A 10,616-nucleotide genomic window follows, 5' to 3' on the forward strand; every position below is an offset into this window, starting at 1 on the left:
GGAGGATGCAATGAACGATGCAAACAATATGGCGTACCGCGAGCGCTTCACGATGGTATGCGACTATATCGCCCTCCATCTCGATGAAGCGCTCACGCTGGAGAAGCTCAGCGCGTTAGCCTGCTGTTCACCCTATCATTTTCACCGACAGTTTCTGGCGTTCAGCGGCCTGCCGCTGTATCGCTATATCCAGTGGCTACGCCTGCGTCGCGCTTCATGGCGACTGGCGTTTAATCCACAGGATAAGGTGATTGATATTGCGCTCGATGCTGGATTTCAGAGCCCTGAATCGTTCAGCCGTGCCTTCAGAAACGCGTTTGGAAAAAGCCCGCGTCAGTTTCGGCAACAGCCGGACTGGCTAAGCTGGCACGAGCGCGTACCGAAAATGACCTTTCAGGAGCAAAAAACGATGGAAGTAAAGATTGTTGATTTTCCCCAAACCCGGGTAGCGATGCTGCAGCACCGTGGCAGTCCCAATCGGGTTAATGACAGCGCGGCGAAATTCATCGCCTGGCGTAAAGCCACTGGCTTATCGCCAGTACGCGAAAGCAGCACGTTTGGTATAGCGTGGGACGACCCGGCGACTACGCCTGAAGAAGCCTTTCGTTTCGATATATGCGGCAGCGTTTTTGAAGCGATACCGGAAAATACGTTTGGGGTTTGCAACGGTGTAATTGATGGAGGCCGTTATGCCGTTGGGCGTCATTCTGGCTCGCTGGATAACATATCCACCACGGTGTGGGCGATGTTCCGGGACTGGCTGCCTGCAAGCGGCGAAACGCTGCGTGATGCACCAGTGTTCTTCCATTACCTCAATTTTATTCACGAGGTGCCGGAACATGCGCTGCAAACGGATATCTACCTGCCGTTAGATTGATAATCCCTTGCTCACCACCCTTTCTGCCGGGTAGCGCTGCGCTTGCCCGGCAGTATCCTGAGCTTCATCGAATCCAGGACCGGGCATTATCTTACATAAGTAAATCTGAATAGTTTCCCTCCGGAATGCTGGCATACAAATTCGAATTTAGCCATTTTCTATAGCAAAGCAAAAAGAAGCTGCCTGTAGTAACCCTTATTCGAAGGAATCGATAAGCAATATTAATAATAATGCAAAAATCCTTATGAATCTTAAACCAGGTAACGTGTTGAAATGAAATGGTTTCACTCATGATTAAATTTTCCTTAATAATCCGGGTCTATACGAAACCTTATTTTACGCATTCATAATCTGTAAGCGGTCAAAATCAAACCACTCCTCGCTCAAGTCAGGTAAATAATTCAAAACAATTATCGAAGCCATATTGCGCAAGCTATTGTTATATATAGATAAAAATCACACAACCATAAAATAACGATCAATATCAATGGGTTACGTCATTGATCAATGCCTGTTCGCGTGCTAAACCTAAATCCAGGTAAAAATATCTTATGGAGAAAAGCATGATGTCGTGGCGAGTATTAAGTTCTGTCATTTGCCCTAACACAGGAATCGTTTATTCGCACATTGTTGGCTTGAAATTATTAAGATTAATAATTTGGTACGAGAGTGACATCTATCTTTTGCCCGGAGACAGAATACATACGACAAAAAATGGAATTTTTGTAAATGGCGTATTCAACCAAATATCCCTTTATAACGTCTCGCCATACAATGAGAACCTTTGGAATGAGATAAAAAACAAAATGGCCTGCCCGTTTAATAAGAACCTGGATGCGGAATGCTGCTCATACGCTGAGTATTGCAATGCGCGCAAATGCCCGCACGGATTTGAGACCACCCCTTTGATAATAAGAGTTCCCCGCGATAGCTAATCATTTAATGCATTAACGGTCGCTTGCGGAAGGCGCGAAGTCATTTCTTAATACGTATACCATTAATTATTTATCACCCTGTTGCGCCAGCGCCTGCAGCTCCTCCTTAAGCCAGCGGGTCGCGCCCCGCTGGCCGCTGCGTTTATGCGAGTAAATTTTCACTTCAAACGTGCGTATCGGGAACGGTAAGGCAAATATCCTGAGATCCGCTGCTGCCATCAGCTTCTCAGCGGCATACCGGGGGATCGCCATCAGCAGATCGCTTTCCGCCACGGTAAACGGCGCGCTGAGCATCGACGGCGTTTTGATCGCGATTTGTCGGGTATACCCCAGCTGCTCGAGCCGCACATCCAGAACGCCCTGCTTCTCATTCCACGGCGTCACCACCAGGTGGCGGGCCGCGAGATAATCCTCCAGCGTCAGCCTCGTCCGGCTTGCGTTGCTGATGACCACATACTCATCTTCAAACCAGCCGATCTCTTCCAGTTCCGGATGGCGGATATCATCCTCGGTGCTGAAACCCAGCGCCAGATCCACCTCGCCCGCCAGCAGCTCCGTCAGCGCCGGGCTGTGCGGCAGATAGCGCAGTTCAAAACGCAAACCCGGGGCTGCAAGCTGCAGCCTGTGCATCAGGGCCGGAAAAATGCAAAGCGCGGTAAAATCCGTAATCGCAATCTGCAAGCTCTCGGTGCTGCTGGCCGCGTCAAACTCCGGCTGCGGGGCCAGCTCGTGATTAAGAAAAGACAGTGCGGAAGCAATGGAGGGCGCAAGCTGAGTGGCATACACGCTGGGGGACATGCGATGCCCTTCCCGAAAAAACAGCGGGTCATTCAGGGTAGCGCGCAAGCGCGAGAGCGCGTGGCTGAGCGCGGATGTGCTCATCGCCAGCTCGTCAGCGGCATGCCGAACGGAACGGTGGCGGTAGATGGCATCGAAAACGGGCAGCAGGTTTAGATCAAGGCGTCTCAGCGCTGGATGCATAATATTCATCATTTGTTGATTTCATTGCACTTAATTCTTCGGACAATACTCCGTATGCTTAACGCCATCAATCGAAACGCACGCAAAAAACAGGACAAACAATGAGCATCACCATTCGTCAGGCCCGCCCCGAAGATGCAGCGGCGATATACGCCATGATTTACGAGCTGGCGGTGTATGAAAAAGCGCCGGAAGAAGTGGTTACCACGCCGCAAGAGATCCGGGAAACGCTCTTTGGCGCAGGCACTAAAACCGAGGCGTTGATCGCGGAGTTTGACGGCAGGACTGCCGGCTATGCCGTGTTCTTTACCAGCTATTCAACCTGGCTGGGACGCAACGGGATTTATATGGAAGACCTGTACGTTTCTCCGGAGTATCGCGGTAAAGGCGCGGGCAGAGCGCTGCTGAAACATATTGCGCAGCTGGCGGTAACGCGGCAGTGCGGTCGCCTTGAATGGAGCGTGCTCGACTGGAACCAGCCCGCCATCGACTTTTACCTGAGCATTGGCGCACTGCCGCAGTCCGAATGGGTACGCTATCGTCTTGATGGTGAAGCGCTGCTGAAATTTGCCGAATAACAGCCCCACTCTGCGAGAAGATCCCGGCCGGGCGGGATCTTTCCTGCGCGCCCCGTCCGTGCCGCCTTAAAAGATGCTGAGTCTGTGCTACCATTCCATAAATTTCATCAACATATTGCAGAACGCCATGACGACAGCCCCCTTTATCCGCCCTCAGCTCACCCTACCAGACGGTGCCGACAAACTGCTGCTGCACTCCTGCTGCGCCCCCTGCTCGGGTGAAGTCATGGAGGCCATCCAGGCCTCGGGAATTGACTACACTATTTTTTTCTATAACCCCAATATCCATCCACAAAAGGAATACCTCATCCGCAAGGAGGAGAATATTCGGTTTGCGGAAAAACACGGCGTGCCCTTTGTTGATGCCGATTACGACACCGATAACTGGTTTGAGCGTGCGAAAGGCATGGAGTGGGAACCCGAGCGCGGCGTCCGCTGCACCATGTGCTTCGATATGCGCTTCGAGCGCACGGCGCTCTATGCGGCAGAAAATGGCTTTAGCGTCATCAGCAGCTCGCTGGGGATCTCCCGCTGGAAGAACATGCAGCAAATAAACGACTGCGGCCAGCGTGCCGCAGCGCGCTATCCGGGCATGGTCTACTGGGACTATAACTGGCGCAAACAGGGCGGTTCATCCCGCATGATTGAGATCAGCAAGCGGGAGCAGTTTTACCAGCAGGAGTATTGCGGATGCGTTTATTCGCTCAGGGACAGTAACCTGCACCGCAAGTCTCAGGGCCGCCCGCTTATCCGCATTGGCACCCTGTATTACGGTCAGGATGAGAATGAGAAATAACGGGTTTGCGGTATAGAGATATATCCGAAAACCGCCGTATCGGATGCCGAAATTAGCCTTTCGTCTCACATATCTGCGAAGAGAGGCTATCCTTTAAGTATCATCACAAGGAGGCAAAAATGTCTGATTTCGGTACCGATAAAAACACTCAGTTTGCTGAAGACAAAGCAAAAAATAAACTTGATGAACTTGCCGGCTCAGCGCAGCAGCAGTTTGGTGAATTTGTAGATTCACCAAAGCATCAGGTAAAAGGCGCGGCAAAAAAATATGCAGCCCAGGCCAGCGACGCCGTTTCTGATGTTACTGAAGCGGTCAGAAACAACCCCCTCACCGGCCTCGTTGCAGCGGGTGCTGTGGGTATCGTTCTCGGCCTGCTGCTGGGTCGAAAATAAATAAAGGCCCTTCGGGGCTTTATTTTATTCTTAGCTGAATAACCGCACCATGCGGTCCAGCTCTTCCTCCTTCACGGCTCGTGATAAATAATAGCCCTGAAAGTTCTTGACCCCCATCGCGACTAATTTATCAAACTTTTCTTCACTATCTACCCCTTCTGCAATGCAGTCCGTTCCGGTCATGTCGCTATAAAGCTGTATCGCTTTAATCAGATTATAGTCGTTGTCATTTGCCACAAAATGCTCGACGATGTCCCTGTCCAGTTTGAGCCCGTCGAAATGTACCTGCCGCACCGGAAACATGGTTTGGTGATTAGAGAAGCAGTCATCCAGAAACAATCTACACCCCGTATTGCGTAAATGCCGCATGGTTTCCGGGATCCTCTTGTCCTTCGTGACGTCAATATCCTCTGCAAATTCAAAGACCAGCTTTTCGGCCCATTGTGGTTTGAGCAACATACTGATGGCTTTACGTGCCATATCCGGCAAGGCACTTCCGGAAGCTAACCGAGGGGGAATGTTAACCGAAAAATAATATTTTCCGTTATATTTATTAATCCCTGATACGGCAGCGTGAATGACTAACGCCGTCATTTTTAGCCATATTTCATAATTAGAAATATCGAACAAAAAACTGGCAGGCTTGACAATTTTACCGTTTTTATTCCAGCGAATAAGAATTTCAAACCCTACCCCTTTCTTATCACGATCGGTAATGATCTGATAGGCAGGGAATATCTCTTTGTTATGTAATGCTTTAAAAATCTCTACTTCTTTATCCGTAAAACCCGCATTTTGACTCTGACGTTTAAAGCTACCTTCCGCTTTGAAGTTGTGAGGATCGTGCAGCCAGCGTTTAATCAAATGTAATTTCAACACGCCTTCCTTGCGATGGGTATATACCGTTTTATTGGAAAGCGCCATTTTGTCGCAAAGTTCTTTGACCGACATACCGCGGTAGAAATGTAATAAAACGTCTATCTCTCTTCTTGTTAACCATTTTAAATTTTCTTGCGCAGACATATCCTTATTGTAATCGCGTAATAAGCGCGAGCGGTCTTTGAAGCCATTATGGTGCGTCTCGAAACAGCTTATAATATCAGAAATGCTGGCAATACGAATTAATGATAATTGATGGTTGTTATTTAAAAGACTGCCCAGCGTGCGGTATAACCAGCCGTCAGGTATATCACCATACAGCGTGACGCGTCGAATTACCGGAAGCGCATTAAGTACGGAAGCCAGCCGCGTCAGGCTCTCCAGAAGACCGGTGATACCTTTCCCGAGAAACGTGACGATGTGAGCGTTATGATTTACAAGGATATTTTGCACATCCTGTGGAGATACCACATCTTCTTCAAAGTGAATATGCGACGCCTGTATTCCGTACTTGTTAAGCATCAGACTATATCCCTGGAACGTAAAGCCGCAGGCTGAGATGACAAATGAGTGTTCATCGCAAGCCCCATTTCCGAGAGAAAAATTGTGGGTCATAACCTGCTCCTGGGCACCAAAGCGCCATTGCTAATTTTGAATGCGTAAAATTTAATGCACCTGCTGTGAATATTAATTTTAGCGTACCACCGCCGGGTAAGAAACAGTTCCCAGCGGAACATCTTTGCGTTTATCACCCAATGCCATACAACCCGTAAATATACTTTTCTTTTCAAATAACCTCAGTAATTACGTCATTCTCAGGGTATAATGAAAATTCCGAAAAAGAAGACTGGATACTTCATCTATCGGCTCAATCAAATACGAGAAAAATGCTATGGATAATCATATCTCATCCAGGGCCTTGCTACATCGAAGGGATGTCATTAAGAACAACCCGCGATTCGGCGAGGCAATATTAGAGCACTACACAATTAATGACGCCATCTACAAAAAACAACCTTTGTTCTACAAGACAATGCTGCAGGAATCACGATTCAACATTATTCTCTCCATGTGCTGCTTTATTTTTGGCAATCAGGCCGAATCCGTTTCAGAAATTAAAGAGTTATGTTCTCGCTATAAAATAGCCAGCCCCAACAGCGTTATTGCGATCATTACCATACTCAGAACCACCGGGCGCATCCGGACCTGGCGCTGCACGGAAGACCGACGTAAAACCCGAATCGCCCCAACCGAGAAAGGATTGAATGAACTTAAGCGTTATATGTCCGGCGCATTTTTGCCGGTGAGTATTCTTTACCCGACATTTAATATCAATGTTAACCTGCTGGATAATGACGCATTGAGAAATAACTTCTTCCGCCGCGCGGCTGAATATCTCTTTAGGGGATTAACCTTCAGAAAAATTTTACCTGAGGTGGGGTTGTTTATCGATAAAGACGGAGGGCGAATGATTATGCTCTATATTTACCTGCAGGCTATGAAAAACAAATCCGCACACGGTGCGATCATTGCGTATTCAGCCAGCACGCTGGCAAAAGAATTTTTTGTTTCGCGCATCCACGTCAACCGAATTATTAAATCGGCACAGGAGGCGGGTTATCTGAAAGACCGCGGCGATGGTCGGATGTCGATATATCCGGCGTTTATCGAACTGGTCGAAAATTACGCTGGATTGTATTTTGCGTACGTCACGCACTACATTAACGTTGTACCTAAAGAGCGACGCCATGCAAATCACGTGACGTCGACGGTATAAGCCAGCAGGCGTTCGGGATCCCGAACGCCGTTTCCCTACCTTTCCCGCAGCGCCTCTTTAGCCTTATTCAGCGGTTTCAACAGATAATCCAGAATCGTTTTGCTGCCCGTTTTTATATCAACGGTGGCAATCATGCCCGGAAAGACGGGGAAGTCTTTTCCCTGCTTATTGGTCAGATGGTTGCTGTCGGTACGGATATAGACGCGATAGTAATAAACATCTCTCTTCACCTCGTCCTGCAGGGTGTCCGGGGAAATCATGGTCACTTCTCCTTCCAGCCCGCCATAAATGGAGTAGTCATAGGCCGTAATTTTGACCAGCGCTTTTTGGCCTGGATGGATAAACGCCACGTCGCGCGGCGAAATTTTCGCTTCCACCACCATCTGGTCGTCTAACGGGACCAGGCTCATCAGCTTGCCGTTCGGGGGGATAACGCCGCCCACGGTGGTGACGTCAATATCCTTCACGATCCCACGCACCGGGGCATTAAAAGTCAGCCTGGTCAGCGAGTCTTCGCGCCCTTTCATCACCGAACGCTGGGCTTCAATCTCCGCGTTGGCTTTCGCCAGCTCTTCGCGGGCGCGAACGTAATACTGGTTTTTCATCTCGGTGATTTTATTCTCAAGCTCGTTTTTTTGACGCTCAAGACGTAACACCTCAACCTTGCTCGCCGCCCCCTGGGTCACCAGCGGACGGGTCAACGACAGCTCGCGCTGCACCAGTTCGGCCCCCTGACGTAAGCCGGCCAGCCCTTTTTCGAGGCTCTCACGACGGGACTGGTAGAGCGCCGTTTCCTGTTTGACCAGCTCAACGTCGTCATCCAGCTCGTCGGGGAACGCGAGTTCCGTGTCGTTCACCTCGGCCTTCAGGCGTGCGGCCGTAGCCAGCGCGGCATTCAGACGAGACTCGCTCTCCAGCACGCTTGACTCGGTTTTCGTCCTGTCGAGCTGCGCGAGCTGCTGTCCGCGTTCGACGATATCGCCTTCGCGCACCATCAGACTGTGAATAATCCCCCCTTCCAGGGACTGGATTACCTGCTCGTGGGAGGATGGGATCACCTTACCGCTGCCGGTCGTCACCTCATCCAGCTTGAACAGGCTCGCCCAGGTGATAAAGACCGCCAGCAGGGCGAACAGCGACCATGCTACCAGGGTAGATCGCGGCAGGCGCGGCTCTTTCAGACGGCTGTTAAAGCGAGAGAAATCATTCATGCCACGCCCTCCGTTTTCATGGTGACGGTACGCTGTACGGCTTTCTGCGGTGCCATACCGTGCTGGTGCAGGATCGCGTCGCGCGGGCCGTCCATCACCACCCTGCCGTTTTCCAGCACAATGATGCGGTCGACCAGGTCCAGTATCGGCAGGCGATGCGTCGCCACAACCAGCGTCCGGCGTTTACCCAGCCACTGGTGGAGGTGCTGAATAAACTGCTTCTCGCTCATTTCATCCAGCCAGGCGGTAGGCTCGTCCAGCAGCAGAATATTCGGTGAGGTAATCAGGGCGCGCGCCAGCAGCAGCGCCTGACGCTGGCCGCCGGACAGGCCTGCGCCCCCCTCGTTGATGATATAGTTCAGCCCCATTTTCTGCTTACGCACAAACTCCAGCGCGCCGCTGTTGACCAGCGCCTGATGAATGTCATCGTCGGTGGCGAGCGGGTTGCCCATCACAATGTTGTCGCGAACGGAGCCAAAGAACAGCCGGGCCTGCTGGCTCAGCAGCTGCATGTCGCGACGCACGTCGGCCGGGTCCAGATGATTAAGGGCAATATCGTCCAGCAGAATGCTCCCCTGCTGCGGCTCCTGCATGCCCGCCAGAATCTGTAACAGCGTGCTTTTACCGGAGCCATTACGCCCAAGCACCGCCACGCGCTCCCCGGCGCGGATCTGCAGCTTGCTGATGTTGAGCACGGTGAGTTTCTCTTCCTCGTCGTAGTAAAACCCGACGTCCTCAAGGCTATAGTCGCCGCGCAGGTGAGCCTTGTGCACCTTCTTACCGTGCTGCGGGTCGTCAATCGGGCGCTGCATCAGGTCGTCCAGCCCCTTGCGGGCCACTTTTGCCGACTGCCAGCGCGAGAGCACGCCTGAAATCTGCGACAGCGGCGCGATGGTCCGCGACGCCAGAATCGAGGTCCCTACCAGCGCACCGGTGGTCATGTCGCCGCTGATAACCAGGTAACAGCCGACCAGCAGTACCACCGCATAGACGATTGACTGCACTTCCTGCGTCCACGTGAGCAGCAGGCCCGTCAGCCAGCGCTGCTTCATGCCGACGCTGGCGGCGACGTCGTTGGTGTTATTCCACTGGTTCTGAAAGCGCTGCTCGGCGCGCATCAGCTTGATGTCTTCAATGCCCTGCACCGCCTCCACCAGGGTAGCGTTACGAATGGCGGATTCGCGCATCCCTTCGCTGGAAAGCTTGCCCAGCGGACGCTGCACCAGCAGGCCCGGAATGAGCAGCAGCGGCACGGCGAGCAGAACCACCAGCACCAGCGGACCGCCAATCATCCACAGAATAAAGACGAACAGCAGGAAGAACGGCAGGTCGGAAATCGCCGCGATGGTGGTGGAGGTAATCAACTCGCGCACCGACTCCAGCTCGCGAATTTGAGCGATAAACGATCCGGTTGATTTCGAACGCGCGCCGTTTTTGATCCGCAGCGCGTGGGCAAAGACGCGTTCGGAGATGCGCAGGTCGGCGCGTTTTCCCACCACGTCAGAAATATGTACGCGCAGCATGCGCATGATGAATTCAAACAGAATGGCAATCATCACGCCGCCGAACAGCACCCACAGCGTGGCCTCCGACTGCGACGGGACGACCCTGTCGTATACCTGCATGGAGAAGACCATGCCGGAGAGCGCCAGCACGTTGGCGACCAGCGCCACCAGCATAATGTCGCTGTAGCGTCGCCAGTCCTTCAGCGCCAGCTGCCAGAACCAGTTTTTCTCGTAGGGTTTGATGTAGTCATCCACGCGGGCATCCGGCGTGGACTCGAGCGGGCGCAGCACCATCACCCCCTTTAGCCGTGGCCCAAGCTCCTCACGCGTCAGCGTCGTCTCCAGCCCCGCGTCGCCGCTGAACTGCAGGCTGACGTTGCCTTCGCTGTCCATGCGGTTAATGACCGCAATCTGCCCGCCGGTGAATTCCGCCAGCAGCGGCAGGCGCCACGGATCGAGAGATACCGCTTCAGCCGCCACCACACGCATCCCCAGCCCAAGCTGGCGCGCCATCTCCTCCAGCACCAGCTGGCGCGGAGACTGGCTTTCATGGTTAATCGTGACCCGAACATGCTCCGCCGAAAAGTCCAGCCGATAGTGCTTCGCGATGATGAGCATGCCCTGCAGCCAGGGTTCGTACTGTGGATGTGTCTTCATAATGCTACGTCCTGTTCAGGGCGATAAT

Annotated in this window: 10 protein-coding genes; 6 read left to right on the top strand and 4 right to left on the bottom strand. The window is 52.1% G+C overall.

Annotated features, from left to right (window positions below):
• Positions 1 to 10: 10 nt before the first annotated feature.
• Positions 11 to 877 carry an AraC family transcriptional regulator gene (locus M2433_RS03040; protein WP_429052760.1) on the top strand — a complete coding sequence of 289 codons (867 nt, stop codon included), beginning with the start codon at positions 11 to 13 and terminating at the stop codon, positions 875 to 877.
• Positions 878 to 1,443: 566 nt separating this feature from the next.
• Positions 1,444 to 1,812 carry an anti-adapter protein IraM gene (gene iraM, locus M2433_RS03045; protein WP_072059282.1) on the top strand — a complete coding sequence of 123 codons (369 nt, stop codon included), beginning with the start codon at positions 1,444 to 1,446 and terminating at the stop codon, positions 1,810 to 1,812.
• 66 nt (positions 1,813 to 1,878) lie between these two features.
• Here iraM and M2433_RS03050 read toward each other — a convergent pair whose 3' ends face one another.
• Complete coding sequence (locus M2433_RS03050) at positions 1,879 to 2,805, bottom strand: LysR family transcriptional regulator (RefSeq protein ID WP_429052762.1); 927 nt, start codon at positions 2,803 to 2,805, stop codon at positions 1,879 to 1,881.
• Positions 2,806 to 2,894: 89 nt separating this feature from the next.
• Here M2433_RS03050 and M2433_RS03055 point away from each other — a divergent pair, with 89 nt between their 5' ends.
• From M2433_RS03055 to M2433_RS03065, 3 genes are all read left to right on the top strand, one after another.
• The gene (locus M2433_RS03055) at positions 2,895 to 3,371 is read left to right on the top strand and encodes an N-acetyltransferase family protein (protein ID WP_429052764.1); all 477 of its coding nucleotides are present in this window, start codon (positions 2,895 to 2,897) and stop codon (positions 3,369 to 3,371) included.
• Between the two features lie 127 nt (positions 3,372 to 3,498).
• Positions 3,499 to 4,167 carry an epoxyqueuosine reductase QueH gene (locus M2433_RS03060; protein ID WP_429052766.1) on the top strand — a complete coding sequence of 223 codons (669 nt, stop codon included), beginning with the start codon at positions 3,499 to 3,501 and terminating at the stop codon, positions 4,165 to 4,167.
• A gap of 119 nt (positions 4,168 to 4,286) precedes the next feature.
• Positions 4,287 to 4,559 carry a DUF883 family protein gene (locus M2433_RS03065; RefSeq protein WP_047348589.1) on the top strand — a complete coding sequence of 91 codons (273 nt, stop codon included), beginning with the start codon at positions 4,287 to 4,289 and terminating at the stop codon, positions 4,557 to 4,559.
• Between the two features lie 30 nt (positions 4,560 to 4,589).
• On the opposite strand, the gene M2433_RS03070 is transcribed toward M2433_RS03065, so the two are convergent.
• Positions 4,590 to 6,053, bottom strand: coding sequence for an EAL domain-containing protein (locus M2433_RS03070; protein WP_429052768.1), 1,464 nt, complete (start codon positions 6,051 to 6,053; stop codon positions 4,590 to 4,592).
• A 277-nt stretch (positions 6,054 to 6,330) separates the two neighbouring features.
• Between M2433_RS03070 and M2433_RS03075 the strand changes: the two genes are divergently transcribed.
• Positions 6,331 to 7,215 carry a MarR family transcriptional regulator gene (locus M2433_RS03075; RefSeq protein ID WP_429052771.1) on the top strand — a complete coding sequence of 295 codons (885 nt, stop codon included), beginning with the start codon at positions 6,331 to 6,333 and terminating at the stop codon, positions 7,213 to 7,215.
• A gap of 35 nt (positions 7,216 to 7,250) precedes the next feature.
• On the opposite strand, the gene M2433_RS03080 is transcribed toward M2433_RS03075, so the two are convergent.
• Together M2433_RS03080 and M2433_RS03085 are read right to left on the bottom strand one after the other, a co-directional pair.
• Positions 7,251 to 8,426, bottom strand: coding sequence for an HlyD family type I secretion periplasmic adaptor subunit (locus M2433_RS03080; protein ID WP_429052774.1), 1,176 nt, complete (start codon positions 8,424 to 8,426; stop codon positions 7,251 to 7,253).
• Positions 8,423 to 10,588: a type I secretion system permease/ATPase gene (locus M2433_RS03085; protein WP_429052776.1), complete on the bottom strand. Its 2,166-nt coding sequence runs from the start codon at positions 10,586 to 10,588 to the stop codon at positions 8,423 to 8,425. The genes M2433_RS03080 and M2433_RS03085 overlap by 4 nt, the downstream gene beginning before the upstream one ends.
• Between the last annotated feature and the right edge of the window lie 28 nt (positions 10,589 to 10,616).

This window comes from Enterobacter sp. AC1 (assembly GCF_050434705.1).
GTDB lineage: Bacteria > Pseudomonadota > Gammaproteobacteria > Enterobacterales > Enterobacteriaceae > Enterobacter > Enterobacter cloacae_L.

Bases quoted from the DNA above. Each gene is read 5' to 3' on its own strand.
- M2433_RS03040 (WP_429052760.1), top strand. From the start codon at position 11: ATGAACGATGCAAACAATATGGCGTACCGCGAGCGCTTCACGATGGTA.
- iraM (WP_072059282.1), top strand. From the start codon at position 1,444: ATGTCGTGGCGAGTATTAAGTTCTGTCATTTGCCCTAACACAGGAATC.
- M2433_RS03050 (WP_429052762.1), bottom strand. From the start codon at position 2,805: ATGATGAATATTATGCATCCAGCGCTGAGACGCCTTGATCTAAACCTG.
- M2433_RS03055 (WP_429052764.1), top strand. From the start codon at position 2,895: ATGAGCATCACCATTCGTCAGGCCCGCCCCGAAGATGCAGCGGCGATA.
- M2433_RS03060 (WP_429052766.1), top strand. From the start codon at position 3,499: ATGACGACAGCCCCCTTTATCCGCCCTCAGCTCACCCTACCAGACGGT.
- M2433_RS03065 (WP_047348589.1), top strand. From the start codon at position 4,287: ATGTCTGATTTCGGTACCGATAAAAACACTCAGTTTGCTGAAGACAAA.
- M2433_RS03070 (WP_429052768.1), bottom strand. From the start codon at position 6,053: ATGACCCACAATTTTTCTCTCGGAAATGGGGCTTGCGATGAACACTCA.
- M2433_RS03075 (WP_429052771.1), top strand. From the start codon at position 6,331: ATGGATAATCATATCTCATCCAGGGCCTTGCTACATCGAAGGGATGTC.
- M2433_RS03080 (WP_429052774.1), bottom strand. From the start codon at position 8,426: ATGAATGATTTCTCTCGCTTTAACAGCCGTCTGAAAGAGCCGCGCCTG.
- M2433_RS03085 (WP_429052776.1), bottom strand. From the start codon at position 10,588: ATGAAGACACATCCACAGTACGAACCCTGGCTGCAGGGCATGCTCATC.